Origin of the sequence: Halomonas stenophila (assembly GCF_014192275.1) — a bacterium.
In the GTDB taxonomy this organism is placed as follows: domain Bacteria; phylum Pseudomonadota; class Gammaproteobacteria; order Pseudomonadales; family Halomonadaceae; genus Halomonas; species Halomonas stenophila.
Genome location: NZ_JACHXR010000005.1, coordinates 284,687 through 299,882 on the forward strand (window position 1 = coordinate 284,687; position 15,196 = coordinate 299,882).

Annotated in this window: 14 protein-coding genes; 3 read left to right on the plus strand and 11 right to left on the minus strand. The window is 62.1% G+C overall.

All coding sequences use genetic code 11. The annotated features are described in order from the left end of the window. The first annotated feature begins 5 nt into the window (after positions 1–5). Positions 6–746 (plus strand): GntR family transcriptional regulator, encoded by a 741-nt coding sequence (locus tag FHR97_RS11370; protein WP_183383919.1) that lies wholly within the window; start codon positions 6–8, stop codon positions 744–746. An 81-nt stretch (positions 747–827) separates the two neighbouring features. After that, positions 828–1,400 carry a hypothetical protein gene (locus tag FHR97_RS11375; protein WP_183383920.1) on the plus strand — a complete coding sequence of 191 codons (573 nt, stop codon included), beginning with the start codon at positions 828–830 and terminating at the stop codon, positions 1,398–1,400. Between the two features lie 108 nt (positions 1,401–1,508). Here FHR97_RS11375 and FHR97_RS11380 read toward each other — a convergent pair whose 3' ends face one another. The 8 genes from FHR97_RS11380 to FHR97_RS11415 all read right to left on the minus strand — a co-directional run bounded on the left by FHR97_RS11380 (position 1,509) and on the right by FHR97_RS11415 (position 10,637). After that, the gene (locus tag FHR97_RS11380; RefSeq protein WP_183383921.1) at positions 1,509–2,978 is read right to left on the minus strand and encodes an amidohydrolase family protein; all 1,470 of its coding nucleotides are present in this window, start codon (positions 2,976–2,978) and stop codon (positions 1,509–1,511) included. A gap of 15 nt (positions 2,979–2,993) precedes the next feature. Beyond that, positions 2,994–4,181: an amidohydrolase family protein gene (locus tag FHR97_RS11385; protein ID WP_183383922.1), complete on the minus strand. Its 1,188-nt coding sequence runs from the start codon at positions 4,179–4,181 to the stop codon at positions 2,994–2,996. Positions 4,182–4,194: 13 nt separating this feature from the next. Then, positions 4,195–4,866, minus strand: a complete 672-nt coding sequence (locus FHR97_RS11390) for a flavin reductase family protein (RefSeq protein ID WP_183383923.1) — start codon at positions 4,864–4,866, stop codon at positions 4,195–4,197. Positions 4,867–4,895: 29 nt separating this feature from the next. Next, positions 4,896–5,978 (minus strand): ABC transporter ATP-binding protein, encoded by a 1,083-nt coding sequence (locus FHR97_RS11395; protein ID WP_281380471.1) that lies wholly within the window; start codon positions 5,976–5,978, stop codon positions 4,896–4,898. Beyond that, a complete protein-coding gene (locus FHR97_RS11400; RefSeq protein WP_183383924.1) occupies positions 5,975–7,030 on the minus strand; it encodes an ABC transporter ATP-binding protein in 1,056 nt (351 codons plus the stop codon). Before FHR97_RS11400 ends, FHR97_RS11395 begins: the two co-directional genes overlap by 4 nt. Before the next feature lie 11 nt (positions 7,031–7,041). Next, positions 7,042–7,977, minus strand: coding sequence for an ABC transporter permease (locus FHR97_RS11405; protein WP_183383925.1), 936 nt, complete (start codon positions 7,975–7,977; stop codon positions 7,042–7,044). 11 nt (positions 7,978–7,988) lie between these two features. Next, positions 7,989–8,978 (minus strand): ABC transporter permease, encoded by a 990-nt coding sequence (locus tag FHR97_RS11410; RefSeq protein WP_183383926.1) that lies wholly within the window; start codon positions 8,976–8,978, stop codon positions 7,989–7,991. 84 nt (positions 8,979–9,062) lie between these two features. Next, entirely contained in the window at positions 9,063–10,637 is a 1,575-nt protein-coding gene (locus tag FHR97_RS11415; RefSeq protein ID WP_183383927.1) for an ABC transporter substrate-binding protein, read from the minus strand. A gap of 1,037 nt (positions 10,638–11,674) precedes the next feature. On the opposite strand from FHR97_RS11415, the gene FHR97_RS11420 reads away from it, so the two are divergent. Next, on the plus strand, positions 11,675–11,953 hold the full coding sequence (locus FHR97_RS11420; protein ID WP_183383928.1) for a hypothetical protein: 279 nt from the start codon (positions 11,675–11,677) through the stop codon (positions 11,951–11,953). Between the two features lie 79 nt (positions 11,954–12,032). Here the strand turns inward: FHR97_RS11420 and FHR97_RS11425 are convergent, their stop codons facing one another. The 3 genes from FHR97_RS11425 to FHR97_RS11435 form a co-directional block, all read right to left on the minus strand. Continuing rightward, complete coding sequence (locus tag FHR97_RS11425; protein ID WP_183383929.1) at positions 12,033–13,082, minus strand: TRAP transporter substrate-binding protein; 1,050 nt, start codon at positions 13,080–13,082, stop codon at positions 12,033–12,035. Between the two features lie 86 nt (positions 13,083–13,168). Beyond that, on the minus strand, positions 13,169–14,455 hold the full coding sequence (locus FHR97_RS11430; RefSeq protein WP_183383930.1) for a TRAP transporter large permease: 1,287 nt from the start codon (positions 14,453–14,455) through the stop codon (positions 13,169–13,171). A gap of 9 nt (positions 14,456–14,464) precedes the next feature. Next, positions 14,465–14,977 carry a TRAP transporter small permease subunit gene (locus FHR97_RS11435; protein WP_221187775.1) on the minus strand — a complete coding sequence of 171 codons (513 nt, stop codon included), beginning with the start codon at positions 14,975–14,977 and terminating at the stop codon, positions 14,465–14,467. Between the last annotated feature and the right edge of the window lie 219 nt (positions 14,978–15,196).

A 15,196-nucleotide genomic window follows, 5' to 3' on the forward strand; every position in this document is an offset into this window, starting at 1 on the left:
AGTCCATGAACCAGCGTCAGGTCGTTGACGGCGGCAAGTCCAGCGACGGCGGCAGTCGCCCCGGCAAGAACGGCGACGGCGCCGAGCGTCACGAGGCGATCTACCAGTCGATCAGCGATGCCATCATCGAGCATCGCCTCAAGCCCGGTGCGCGGCTGCGCGAGGATGCCCTGGCCGAGGTCTTCGGCATCAGCCGTACCGGCATCCGCAAGATCCTGCAGCGCCTGGCCCTGGAGCAGCTGGTGACCCTGACTCCCCGCCGCGGCGCCAGCGTGACGCGGCCCACCGCCGACGAGGCCAAGGATGTCTTCGATGCCCGGCAGATGGTCGAGTGCGGCCTGATGCCCGAGGTGGCCCGACGCATCACCGCCGAGGATGCCCAGTCGCTGCGCGAGATGGCGGCCCGGGAGCGCGAGGCGCTCCGGGCCGGCGAGCAGAGTGCCGCCATCAAGCTCTCCGCGGCCTTCCATGGGCGGCTGGCGCGGATCTCCGGCAACGCCACCCTGGCGGCCTTCGTCGAACGCCTGTGTTCGCGCTCCTCGCTGATCCTCGCGGTGTACGGCAACGCCGGGCATCTGGGCTGTGAATCCCACGACCACGACGATCTGGTGGGCTACCTGGAGAGCGGCAACGGCGAGCGTGCCCAGGCCTTCATGAGCCGCCACCTCAAGGCCATCGAGGCCTCGCTGTCCATTCGCGCGGAAGAGGACGAAGCCCCGGATCTGTTCGAGATCTTCTCGGGTTGATCCGGTCCCCGTCGGCGTTGCAAGGCCGATGAGGCGCACCATACTGAAGGCCATACCTCCGTCCTGCGGCTGGATTGCCCCATGCCTTCTGATGAGCTGCCCGACGACATCGCGCTGGAGCGGGTCTATGCGGAATACGTCCGGCTCGGTGGGATCTGCAACGACTACATCAAGAATGCCCTGGGCGATATCCGCCTGCTCGGCGCGATCGGGGCCCTGCTGGTCTGGGATCCGCTGGCGCGGCTCCTCGAACTGGAGGCCCGTCTCCATCAGCCGGTGACCCCCGTCGGCTTCCTGGTGCTGCTGCTGGTCATCGTACTGGTGTTGTTCTATGACCTGCTCAAACAGTCGATCTTCTTCTTCCACTTGTCGCGGCTGCGCGAATTGGAACGGGTGCTCAACCGGAGGACCCTCGGCGACCAGCATGAGCTGTTCCATCTCGCCGGCGGCTGGCCTGGCTGGTTCCGCCGCTGCCATGCCCCCGTGGCCCGGGGCTTCTGGGGCGTCTTCTATCTGCTGGTGGTGGCCTTCCCGTCGACCCTGCTGTACCTGCAGGGCTATCTTGGCTGGCTGATCGTCTACCTGGTCAGCGCCCTGGTGCTGCTGGGGCTGCATGCCAGCTGCGCGCAGCGGGTCCTGCGCTCGCTCGGGTGAGTAGCGAAGCTGCCTCCTCGGGGCGTCCGGCGCGAGATCCGAGGGCCTCCGTCGTGCCATCGCCACCGGGCCGAGGGCCATCGGTGGCGACATGGCTCGAGTGAGCGTTCAGAACGACCGGCTGGGGAAGCTGGTCGGGAAGATGGCGGCCGCGGGGGGGTGAAGGTGGGTGCGCTCGGGGTAGGAGGCTCTCAGTCGATCGAACTGCTGCTGTGCCTCGGCGGCCAGCTTCTCGAGGTTGACACCGGGGAGTTGCCGATCCTTCACGATGGTCCGGCCATTGACGATGACATGGGAGAAGTCCCGGCCCGAGCCGTTCATGATCATGGTCTGGATCGGATCGACGAACTGGCCCAGGTGGAAGCCGCTCAGGTCGAAGACGGTGATGTCGGCCCGGGCACCCGGCGAAAGCCGGCCCAGATCCGGCCGGTTCAGAGCCTTTGCCCCTCCCAGAGTGGCGGCGTTGTAGTAGTCGGCCGCCGAGCAGGCGCTCTCGCTGCCCTCTATCATCCGGGTAGCCATGATGCCGGTATGCATGTTGGTGACGATATCGGGGGGATAGGTATCCGTGCCCAGTCCGACCTTGATGCCGCGACGCTGCATGGTGGCTAACGAGTCCATGAAGTGCCCCATTCGAGCGCTGACTAGGGGGCAGTGCACGAGAGTCGCCTTGCTGCGCTCCAGGGCCACCAGATCCCGCTCCACGGAGTCATCCGTGGGATCCTGGCCGCCCAGGTAGATACCGTGGGGCAGCAGGACTTGCCGGTCCAGGAACCCCAGCTCATCCAGCAGGGCGAGCGAGGACTGACCGAAGCGCGCCGCTACGGTCTCGACTTCCAAGGGCGACTGACAACAGTGCAGGCGCACGGGGCAGCCGAGGGATCTCGCTGCGTCGGCCGTGCGTTCGAGCAAGTCGCGTGTACAGCACTCGATACGATCCGGGGCCAGCATCCCGCGGATCAGGCCGTTGGCCCTGCCATCGTAGTCCTTGACGAATTCGATGGCTTCCTCGAGACCGCGCATGCCACGCGGTTCATCCCAATGAATATCGAAACGACCATCCGGGTGGATCACGGAGGCGCCGGTCCGGTAGGCCGGCCCAAGGTAGAGGCGCAGGCCGTAGTCGGCACCGATGGCCGCGGCACGCGCGAATTCCTGATAGGTCTCCCCCCACTCCCGATACAGCAAGGAGGTGATGGGCAGGGCCGTGGTGATGCCGTTGAGGAGAAGCTGGGCGAAGGCATAGCGCTTCTTGGCATCCTCCTCTTCCGGTGTGTAGACGTCACGGGGGCCTCGTGCGACATAGGTACTGGCCCAGACGCGCCCATGACGCCAGCCCGGGGCGTTATCGAAGCCCAGCACGGTCGAATCCAGGTCCGCCAGGGCATCCAGGTCGATGAACCCTGGCCCGACCACGGCATTGCCGGCATCGATGCGGTGGTCGAGGGGGCCGTCGTAGCCGAAACCGACATGCACGATGGTGTCGTTGTCGTAGACGACTTCACCGTTGTGGAGAATTTCATGGCCGGTACCGTCGTAGCCAATGACGTAGCGGCCGGTGATCATCGTCCTGGTCATCCAGGTCTCCTTTCGTCAGACAAGGCATTCGCCATCGGCGGCGACCACACGGCCGCCCTGGACCACGGCGATGCGTGAGGCGCGATTCATGATCGCCTCGACCCGTGTCTCGCCGGCTACGACGGTGAAGTCGGCCCGGCAGCTCGGGGCGATACCGTAATCCGCGAGGCCCATCACCTGTGCGCCGCCTCCGGTGGCGATATCGAGTACCAGCTCCAGGTCTTCATCCCGGCGGAAACCGCTGCGGAAGGCCAGCAGCATGGCACGCTCGAGCATGTCGGCGTTGCCGTAGGGGCCCCAGGAATCCCGGATCCCGTCGGAGCCACAGCCCAGCGTGACACCGTCCTCGTACAGGCGCCGCACGGGGGGGAAGGCGATGTCGCCGGGGCCATGGGTCATGATGGCGATGCGGTTATCGATCAGCAGTCCGGTGAGATGTTCGAGGTAGGCCTCATCGACCATGCCCAGACAGAAGGCATGGCTCACGGTGACCCTGCCCTGCATGCCCAGCGCCGTCGTGCGTTCGGCGATGAGTTCCAGGGCGAAGGCGCCGAGCATGCCGGGTTCGTGGAGGTGGATATCGATGCCCACGCCGGCCCGGTCGGCGATGGCGAAGATGGTGTCCAGATGGCGTACCGGATCACGGTCCATGCTGGACGGGTCGATGCCACCGACCAGATCGGCTCCCATGCTGATCGCCTCGGCCATGAGGGCCTCGGTCCCGGGGCGAACCAGCAGGCCGCTCTGGGGGAAGGCCACGACTTGCAGGTGGATCGCCTCCCGGAAGCGATCCCGGGTGGCCAGGACCCCCTCGAGATTGGCCAGGCCGATCTCCGTATCGATATCGACATGGGTGCGGATATGGGTCGTGCCCATGGTGATGGCCTGACGGACCTGGTTCGTCGACTGCTCTTCCGGTGAGTAGCCGAGCGCCTTCCTGACACGGCGCTCGTCCGCGATGCGTGACTGGATCGTCGGCCCGGCACTGTGCCGGTGCCACGACCGCCCCCATAGGGTCTTGTCCAGATGGGTATGGGCATCCACCAGGCCGGGAAGCAGGATGCCGTTGCGTCCATCGACGACCCTGATGCCCGGTGCCTCGAGGCCGGCGCCGACCCGTTTCACCACGCCATCGATCACCAGGACATCGGCGCGGTCCCCCTCGAGCGGGCGTACGTTCTGCAACAGTAAGGATTCGGTCATGATCGTCTCCCTGTCAGTTGATGCCGTCGTCCACGGACAGCGTGTCTTCGCAGGCTTCCCGGTCGCGGGTGGCCTGAAACGCCTCGAGGCTCGGGCGTGGCAACTCGAACTGGGTCTCGGCAAACAGGTAGGCGTCGGCATGGAGACGGGCCAGCGGATGATAGGCTTCGGGGCGAACCCTGAGGGTCCGGGGATCGATAAACTCATCCTGCACGTGCATGTGCAGTACCTCGCCAACGATCACCGAGCGGTTGGGGTATTCCAGCGATTCGGTCTTGCGACACTCCATGGCCACCGGTGCCTCGAGGATGCGGCCGGTGAGCAGTGTGCGGCTGGGGGCCAGGGTCAGCCCCGCGGCGGACACCTCGTCCTCCTCGGGGGGGAAGTCCAGGGAGGTGGTGATCATCGGGTGAGCGATGCGCTCATTGACCAGGTTGACCACGAACTCACCGTTGTCGTGGATGTTCCGGGTGGTGTCCTTGTAGCGCCCATCTGGACGGTGCTGGATGCCCAGGATGAGGATCGGGGGCTCGTCGCCGAAGACGTTGAAGAAGCTCATCGGCCCGGCATTCGAGACGCCCGTCTGGTCCATGGTCGTCACCAGGGCGATGGGCCTGGGAACGATGAAGCTGACCAGGAGCTTGTAGCGCTCCTGCTTGCTCAACTGACTGAAATCAAATTCCATCGGGATTCCTTCGGTTGTCTGGGGCCAGGTCAGGCCCTGGTGATGAGTCGCCCTTCCTCGACGGCATGACAGGCAACGAAGCCGCGCTCGACATTGTGGAGCGGTCGGGGCGCTTCCCTCTTGCAGCGCGCGTTGGCGTGTGGGCAGCGCGGATGGAAGGCACAGCCGCTGGGTGGGTCGAGGGGGCTCGGCACCTCGCCACCAACCGGTGTACGGGCACGACCGGTCATCTTCAGGTCAGGAATGGAGTCGAGCAGCATGCGGGTGTAGGGATGCTGGGGACGTCGAAAGAGCTCATGCTTGGTGCCGACCTCCACCAGACGCCCCAGGTACATGACGCCGATCCGGTCGGAGATGTGGTAAACCACCGACAGGTCATGGCTGATGAACAGGTAGGTCAGCGCGAACTCGCGCTGCAGGTCCTTCATCAGGTTGAGGATCTGGGCCTGCACGGAGACGTCGAGCGCCGAGGTGGGCTCGTCACAGACGATGAACTCCGGGTTGCTGGCGAGGGCTCTGGCGATGGAGATGCGCTGGCGCTGGCCGCCGGAGAACTCGTGAGGATACTTCTCGCCATCCTGCGCGTTGAGCCCCACGCATTCCAGGAGTGTCGCCACGCGCTCATCGATCGCCTTCTGCCCGTCGAGCAGGCCGAAGACGGTCAGCGGCTCGGCGATGATATTCCGAACGCGCCACCGGGGGTTCAGGCTGGCATAGGGATCCTGGAAGATCATCTGCAGGCGATGGCGAATGGCGTCCATGTCCTGACGGCTATGGGTGGCGATATCCTCCCCCTCGAACTCGATATTGCCGGAGGTGGTGTCATTCAGGCCGACCACCAGTTTGGCGATGGTGGACTTGCCGCAGCCGGATTCCCCGACCAGGCTGAAGGTCTCGCCACGATAGATGTCGAAGCTGACGCCATCCACGGCCTTGACCACCTGTCTTTCCTTGCGCTCGAGCAGGCGGTTGAGCAGTGGGGGCGAGACATCGAAATGACGCTTCAGGTTGGCGATACGGAAGACGGGAGTCACCGACGGCATGTCGGAGACGTCTTCCCGGGGGCGAGTCTGTGTCGCCGAGGCGCTGTAGATCTCCTGGGTCATATTCATGCGTTGGCTCCTCGGCGGTGGTCTGCGGTGGGTGACGGGGCTGACGTGGGCCAGGGCGAGCGATCGGTCATCGCCGTCTCCTCGACGAGCCAGCAGGCAGCGTCGCTGTTTTCCACGGCGATCAGGTCCGGGCGCTCGGTTCTGCAGCGCGAGAAGGCACGGGGGCAGCGAGGGTTGAAGGCGCACCCGTCGGGTATGGACGCCAGGCGTGGCATGGAGCCCTCGATCTGTTCCAGCCGGTCGACATCGTTAAGGATGGTGGGGATGGAATTCATCAACCCACGCGTATAAGGGTGCTTCGCGTGCTTGATGACATCGGTCACCGGACCGACTTCCGCCAGTCGACCGGCATACATCACGGCGACGCGGTCGGCGGCCTCGGCGATGACGCCCATGTCATGGGTTACCAGCATGACCGCCGTGCCCTTCTCCCTGCAGAGTCGCTTGAGTACCGCAATGATCTGGGCCTGTACCGACACATCCAGTGCCGTGGTCGGCTCATCGGCGATGACCAGCCTCGGTTCCACGCACAGGGCCAGGGCGATCACCACCCGTTGGCGCATGCCGCCGGAGAACTGGTGCGGGTACTGGTCGATCCGTGTTTCGGGGGCGGGCAGTCCGACCTCTTCCAGCATGCGGATGGCGCGCCGGCGGGCCTCCTTCTTGCTCATCGGAAGGTGGGTGCGGATCGTCTCCACGAGCTGGTGGCCGATGGTATACAAGGGGTTCAGGCTGGTCAGTGGATCCTGGAAGATGGCGCCGATATCCCTGCCGCGCAGGCGGCGCATCTCCTCCTGGGAGAGGTTGTCGATGCGTTTGCCTTCGAGTCGGATCTGGCCGGCACTGATGCGTCCAGGCGTTTCCAGCAGCCCCGTGATCGCGGTGCCGGTCAAGGACTTGCCGGCACCGGACTCGCCCACGACACCGAGGATCTCGCCTGGTGCGATCTGCAGGGAGACGCCATCGATGGCCTTCAGGGCTCCGCGTCGCGTATCGAACTCGATGTGCAGGTCACTGACTTCCAGGACCGGGGTTGTCTCATGTGCAGTCATGGTCGTCTCCCTCAGCGAAGTTTGGGGTTGAGTGCATCGCGTAGCCAGTCACCCAGCAGGTTCACCGACAGCACGAGCAGCACCAGCACCATGGAGGGGAAAATGACTACCCACCAGACGCCGGAGAACAGGAACTCGTTGCCGATCCTGATCAGGGTGCCGAGTGATGGCTCCGTGGGGGGCATACCGACCCCCAGAAATGACAGGGCGGCCTCGATGAGAATGGCGATGGCGAGGTTGACGGTGGCGACCACCAGGATGGGGCCGACCACATTGGGCAGGATATGTCTGGCCATGATCGCGCGGGAGCGCAGGCCGATGACGCGGGCGGCGAGGACATACTCGCGGTTCTTCTCGACCAGGGTCGAGCCCCGTACGGTGCGCGCATACTGCACCCAGGTGGTCAGTCCGATGGCGAGAATGAGCACGAAGATGACGGCATCATGCTGCATTTCCGGTGGCAGGACGCCCCTGGCGACACCATTGATCAATAATGCCACCAGGATCGGTGGGAAGCTGATCATGATGTCGGCGATACGCATGATCGTGGCATCGACCGCTCCCCCGACATAGGCGGCCAGAAGTCCCAGGCAAACACCCAGTACCATGGCGAAGGCCACGCTCGCCAGGCCGACCAGAATGGAAATTCGTGCACCGTACAGGATCGCCGACAGCACATCACGGCCCTGACCATCGGTCCCGAGCAGGAAGGCACTGTCCCCCCCCGAGACCCATGCCGGCGGAAGTTCACTGTTCAACAGACTGAGGGTGCTGACATCGAAGGGATCGTGTGGCGCGATCCAGGGGGCCAGAATCGCGGCGAGTATCAGCGTGACCACCACGACGGAGGCGACGATGGTGACCGGTGAACGGCGAAAGCTATAGAACAGGTCGCTGTCGATGAACCTGTACAAGCTGTTGCCGAGTCTTTGCGTTGTGGTACTCATGGATAAGCTCCTCAGGCGCCAGTCTTGTTCTGTCCTGTATCGACACGAAGCCGTGGATCAACCACGAAATACAGCATGTCGACGATGGTATTGATCACCACGAAAATCAGCGACACCATCACCAGATAGGCGGACATGACGGGGATGTCGACGAAGCTGACGGCCTGCATGAAAAGCAACCCCATCCCCGGCCACTGGAAGACGGTTTCGGTGATGATGGCGAAAGCAATCAAGGCACCGATCTGAAGTCCCGTGATGGTGATGACGGGCATCAGGGTATTGCGTAGCGCATGGCCAAAGTTGACGACACGGTTCGTCAGCCCGCGAGCGCGGGCAAAGCGAATATAGTCGGTCTTGAGAACCTCCAGCATTTCTGCCCTGACCAGACGCATGATCAAAGTGATCTGGAAGAGTGACAGCGTGATGACCGGCATGATCAATGCCTTGACGCCACTGACCGTCAACAGCCCAGTGCTCCACCAGCCGAGCTCCACTACCTCGCCTCTCCCGAAGGAGGGGAGCCAATTTAGCCATACAGAGAACACCAGGATCAGCAGAATACCCGTCACGAAGGTGGGCACGGATATGCCGGTCAGGGAGAGGGCCTGGAACAGGTGGCTAAGCCAGCTGTCTCGTCGGAGTGCCGTATAGACTCCCATCGGAATGCCGATCACCAGCGACATGACTACCGCGGCAAACACCATCTCCAGGGTGGCAGGAAGGCGCTCGGCAATGAGATCCGATACCGGCCGCTGGTTGCGATAGGAGACGCCGAAGTTCCCTTGAACCGCGTTGGTGACGAAGTTGCCGAACTGGACGGGTAACGAGGCGTTCAGTCCGAGCCGCTCTTGTAGCTCGGCGCGCTGCTCAAGTGTCGCGTCTTGCGGAAGCATATTGGTGACAGGGTCACCGACGAAGCGAAACATCGAAAAGGCAATAAAGGCGACGGCGAGCATCACCATAGCGCCTTGCAGGAGACGGCGTATCAGAAATGCAATCATTGTTGTGCCCTTTCCCATTGGAAGGTAGGTGTCAGGATGGCGGCAGCCCGGCTCAGGCTACCGCCTGACGACGGAGGCGAATGGTTATTCGACGGTCGTATACCATAGCCGCACCTTACCGTCGGGAGTCTGCGGGATCTGGATATTGTCATTGGCCGCCCAGATAAGCGGTTGTTGATGAAGAGGAAGCATCGGGATGTCAGCCTGGGAAAGCTCGAAGGCCTGGGAAATCATCGCTAATCGCTCCTGTTCGTCCTGGGCAACGGCGATTTTTTCGATAAGGGAGTCGACCTCGGGATTGTGGTAGCTCCCAGGGTTCCAGGCACCATAGCTGTCGTGAGGGCTGGACAGTATCTGTGAAAGCAGGCTGAAAGAGTCCAGCATGGGAAGCGTTGCCCAGCCCGTCATCCAGATATCCGAGCCTCCATTCAGGGCCACTTGCCAGTGGTTGCTAGAGTTTCGGGCGTTGACCCGAGTCTCGATGCCGACCCGCGCCCACATGGCGGCAATTGCTTGACAGATTTCCTCGTCACTAACGTAGCGGTCATTGGGGCAGTCTAGCCCCACAGTGAAGCCATTCGGGTAGCCAGCCTCGGCGAGTAACTGCTGCGCGGCCTCCGGGTCATAGGGGAAACGCTCGTCAAGCGATGCATCATAACCCGGAACGGCGGGAGCCACGGGCAAGGCGGTGTTACGTGATTTTCCACGCATAAGCCTGTCACGAATGAGCTCCATATTAATGGATTGGTAGAGTGCCTTGCGTACCCTTTGATCGCGTAATGGGTTGCTATCAAGGTCGCCCTCGTGGAGCGAGTCAGGAGTCTGGTTAAGCGCCAGCATGATGGTGCGTAGTCCCGAGGTCTCGAGTACCCGATAACCCGGGGCATTTTCCAGGCGAGAGACGTCCTGGAGGGGGACACCCAGCATCATGTCGATCTGTCCGGAGAGTAGCGCCGAGACCCGGGTCGCATCGGAGGCGATGGGGGTGAACTCGATGCGGGTCAGGTTGTGCTGGGCCTCATCCCACCACTGGTCGTTGACGGTGAGGACGGTTTCGGCATCGGGCCGACGGGTATCGAGAACGAAGGGACCGGTGCCATTGGTATGCGTCGTGCTGTAACTTTGATCCCCCTGGGTCGGATCGACGGGATTCAGCGTCCCATGTTCGGTCATCCACTCCTTGTCGAGAATATAGACATTGGTCAGGTCGTTGAGTAGCAGTGGGTAGCTACCATTCAGCTGAATTTCTACGGTGTTATCATCGACCTTTCTGACGTCAGAAACGGCAGGAAGGTTTCCTCTAATGGGTGAGTCTTGATGGGTGGCCCGTTTGATAGATGCCACGACATCATCAGCATCGAAGGAGTTTCCATTATGAAAGGTGACGCCCTCTCGTAATGAGAAGCGCCACAGGTCAGGGCGGATGACCTCCCAGCCGGTGGCCAGGGCCGGTTCAATCTCGAGGTCCTTGTTATACCGAACGAGAGGCTCGTAGATATGATGAAGGAAGGCCAGGGTCGGGCTGATCGCCTGCCCATGAGGGTCCATCGAATAAACATCGGAGGTGTCTGCCCATGTGATGGTATTGGCCTGGGCACTGCCGGCCGACACGCAGGTAGCGAGGAGGGTAATTGCCAGTTTTTTATCGAAATTATTCATGAGTTTCTCCATGGTTTGTTGTTGTGATCTAGGGATTTAAAACGTACCTTGACTGTGTTTTTAGATAAATAGGGTCCGTTACCCTCCTTGTGCGCAAGGTGAGGGGTTATGGCTGGTTTAATGGTGTCTTTTGTCGCCGAATTACAGGTTATCAGCCAGGAGTAGACGAAGGCATAGGGCCAGTTTATGGTGGAGGATGGTGCCAGATGATTTCGAATGCCTTCTTGTTGTAACTGGCTGGTTCATTTATGAAATTTCTGCTGGGATCGGCCCTTGAGATACCGGTGGCCATCACGGCATGGTGATCGCTGGATGTCCCTGTATTCCCGTCGGGAGTATTGGCAGGGTAATGCGGGGGATCGCAGGGAGTGATCCATGACAGGGAGGCACAGGACGGTAGACGGTACTCAGGTGCCTGGGAGGTGCAGCTTGTTGGCGAAAGTCCGGGGAGGAGTGCGTGAATAGGCATCGTCTAGAAGGCTCCCGATCGAGATAATTGTTCTTGTGGACAAGGTGTATTTCCCATGTACACAAAATAGTTCGATTCTGCCTTGTATGCAAGTCGAGCCTTTCTTGATTCCATTATGATATTTCCTTTAAAAACAATGTATTGAAGTGTGTTTTTGATGATCTTGTTTGCCTTTTTAGTGTGTACAATGAAGTTGTTTTTTTATTTATGGATTGTTCGTCTTTTCTGATGTTGATTGTATACATTTTATGCCTGAGCATTCTTGGATCTCTATGGACGACGAAATTGCGGACCAGGGAGAGTGAGGCCATGACTCGCGTGCAGTGATCTGCCGGCGGGAAGAGGCCCGGCGGGTTGTCTGGGGATGGCGACTAGGGAAGTGCGGTCGGGGACACGGGGGCATACTCCCTTGAGCGAGAGATGCCCTGTTACTGGCTGATCGGCTGCGAGGTCAGGCCGGAAGGCGGCACGGGGGGACGTTCTTGGAGGTATACTGTGACGAGCCGCACCTTCCCTCGATGATAGCGAGAGGCCGTCTCTTCCCTGGGAGCCAGCACGGAAGCGCCCCGTGCCAGTGGCACGGGGCGCATGGTGGCCGAGTGGGGAGACCCCTCAGGGGTGGGCGGAGGCCGGCTGGCCTGGCTGGTTCCGCCGCTGCCATGCCCCCGTGGCCCGGGGCTTCTGGGGCGTCTTCTATCTGCTGGTGGTGGCCTTCCCGTCGACCCTGCTGTACCTGCAGGGCTATCTTGGCTGGCTGATCGTCTACCTGGTCAGCGCCCTGGTGCTGCTGGGGCTGCATGCCAGCTGCGCGCAGCGGGTCCTGCGCTCGCTCGATTCGGCAGGGTAGCCGGAACAAGCCAGTCGGCTCTGGCCGACTGGCTTGCTGGTTGGCATGATCGCGCCGCTGGATGGTGCCGGGGGCAGAGTTACTGCTGTTGCGCGGCGCGAGCCTCCTCGATGGAGGCCAGCATCGCCTCGAGCAGGGCGACACCCTCCTCGCCATACTTGTCCTCGATCACCTGGCGTACGGCCGGCTGGGACTTGGCAGCGAAGGCCTCACGCTGTTCCGCCGTGATGGTGTTCACCTCCATGGAGTCGGCGAGCTTGGGCAGGCCCTGCTCGGAGGCCTCGATGATCCGCGACATGGCGCGGCCGGACTCGACGGCGACCTTGGCGGCCCAGTCGATGATGCGGCGATGGTCCTCCGGCAGTCCGTCGTAGAAGTCCTGATTGACGAACCAGACGTAGGGCGTGATCAGGTGATTGCTGATCGTCAGGTAGTCCTGGACCTCGTCGAACTTGGCGAAGGCGGTCTGCTGGATGGGGTTCATCTGACCATCGGCGACCCCCGTCTGCAGGGCGGTATACACCTCCGCCCAGGCGAGTGGCGTGGCCTGGGAGCCCATCGAGTTGATCATGGCCTCGTGGGTGGGCAGCGTCATGGTGCGGATCCGCAGTCCCTCCATGTCCTCGGGAGAGGAGATGGGTTTCTGGGAGTTGGTGAACTGGAAGAAGCCGCCGCTGTCCAGCAGGCCGAGCACCTTGAGCCCGGTCTCCTCATTGATGTCCTGGGCCAGCGTCTGGCCGAAATCACTCTCCAGCGAGATGACCTCGTTGGCCACGCCGATGTTCGGGAAGGCGAAGGGGATATCGAACACCCCGATCTTCGGATAGTGCTCGGCCACGCCGCCGGCGGTCGAGATCGACGATTCGATGATGCCGTGGCGGACCTGGGCGATGGCCTCGGCATCCTTGCCGAGCTGCCCGGCGGGATAGATGGTGACCTCGATCTCGCCGTTGCTGGCGGTCTCGGCGAGCTGCTTGAACACCGCCGACATGGCGCCGGCGTTGCTGGCCATGGCCTCCGGCGGATTGACGTGGGCGATACGCATGGTGGTCTCGGCGGCCGAGGCGGCGCCGGCGATTCCCAGGGCCAACCCGAGGCCGGCCAGTGCCGTGGTGATGCGGGTCTTCATGGTCTCTCTCCTGCGGTGTTGTTGTTGCTGTCGCGGGTGGGTGGAGAAGCCCCGCCCGTGGTCGGGCAGGGGCGGGCAGGTGGCGCCTAGCTCGCCAGCCCCAGCAGGCGAGGTATGGTGAGGGCGATCGGTTCCCAGTAGGCCACGGCTATCAGCACCGCGACCTCGACCAGGATGAAGGGCCACAGGGACTTGGTGATCGCCTCGATGCGCTCGCCGGTGACCGAGGCCAGGACGAATAGACAGGCGCCGACCGGTGGCGTCATCAGCGAGATGGTGAGGGCGAGGATGATGATCATGCCGGCATGCACCGGCTCCAGGCCGATGGTCAGGGTCAGCGGGCCGAGCACCGGGGCGAGGATGATCAGGGCGGCATTGATGTCCATGAACAGCCCGATGATCAGCAACAGGGCGACGATCATGGCCACCACCACCGCCGGGTTCTCGGAGACGGACAGGAAGCCGGCGGCGATCAACTGGGGGATCTGGTTGAAGGTCATCCACCAGCCGAGGATGGTGGCCGAGGCGATGATCAGGAAGATCACGCCGGTGATCAGCGCCGTGCGCGCCAGCATCTCGTACATGTCCTTCCAGGTGATGTTGCGATAGATCACGCCACCCACCACCAGGGCATAGAGCACCGCCAGTGCCGCGGCCTCGGTGGGGGTGGTGATCCCCGTCAGGATGGCGCCGAGGATGAAGACCGGCAGGATCAAGGCCAGCAGGCTGCCGCGGAACTCCTTGAGGATCAGGGTCAGGCTCGGCCGTTGATCGGACTTGGGCAGGTTCAGCCGACGGCCCGTGGCGGCGATCAGGCACATGCACACCAGGCAAAGAAGCAGGCCAGGAATGATGCCGGCGGCGAACAGCCCCGCGATCGAGACCCCCATCAGCGAGCCATAGATGATGGCCAGGGTGGAGGGGGGGATGATCGGACCGATGATCGAACCCGCCGCGGTGACGGCACAGGCATAGGGACCGGTGTATCCGGCCTTTTTCATCGCCGGGACCAGGGTGTTGCCGAAGGCCGCCGCGTCCGCCGTGGCCGAGCCGGTGAGGCCTGCAAACAGTACCGAGGCCAGCATGTTGGAGTGGGCCATCCCACCGCGCAGCCAGCCCACCAGGGCCTGGGCGAAGTTGACCAGATTCATGGTCAGGCCCGAACGGTTCATGATCTCGCCGGCCAGGATGAAGAAGGGCATGGCGAGAAACGGGAAGAGATTGAGCCCGGAGAAGAAGCGGTCCGGCACCATGGCCAGGAAATGGCCGCCGCCCATGTCGATGATGCCGATCAGGCCGGCCACGCCGAGCACGATGCCTACCGGCATGCCGAGTATCAGGAGTCCGAAGAAGACGATGGCTACGATGATCATGACGTTACCTCAGGCGCGTTCCGCCGCGGGGTGCGGGTCAGGGGCGAAGAAGTCGTAGATGGCGACCATCACGAATTGCAGGCAGGCCAGGCCCGAAGCCACCGGAATGATGATGTAGGGATAGCCCCGAGGCATGCCGAAGATCATCGTCAACTGCGAGAAACCGCGTTCCACGTAGCCCAGACCATAGATGAACATGAAGGCGAAGAAGGCAAAGCCGATCACGTCGAAGCTCAGGGCCAGGAGTTTACGCATCGGGCGTGGGAAGCGGTCGAACAGGATGAGCACGCCGACGTGCTGCCGATAGCAGATGCCGGTCGAGATGGCGAGAAGCGCGACCCAGATCATCAGGTAGCGGGCCAGTTCCTCCGTGAAGGTGAGATTCCAGGGCAGGACGTAACGGGCCAGGATCCCCAGCCATACATCGAGAACCAGCACGATCACCAGGGCCACGCACAACCGCTCGACCCAGAGGTTGAGGGACCGGCTTATTGCCAGCGCCTTGAGGCTGACCTTTTCCACCTTTCTCCTCCTCGGACACGACGAGGGTTCGCCGGGACCTTTTGGTTGTCGTTGTAGCTTCAGGTTTAAAATATTAATTTCGTATTGTCAATGTATTCGGTCTTGTTGTTTCAGTGTCGGTCCAGTTACTTTGCCGGCGTAATCGATCACTGCTGAATCGAGCAGGGTCTTGTTAACTATATGATATAAAAAATTTTTGTCTTTAAATAAATGTTTGTA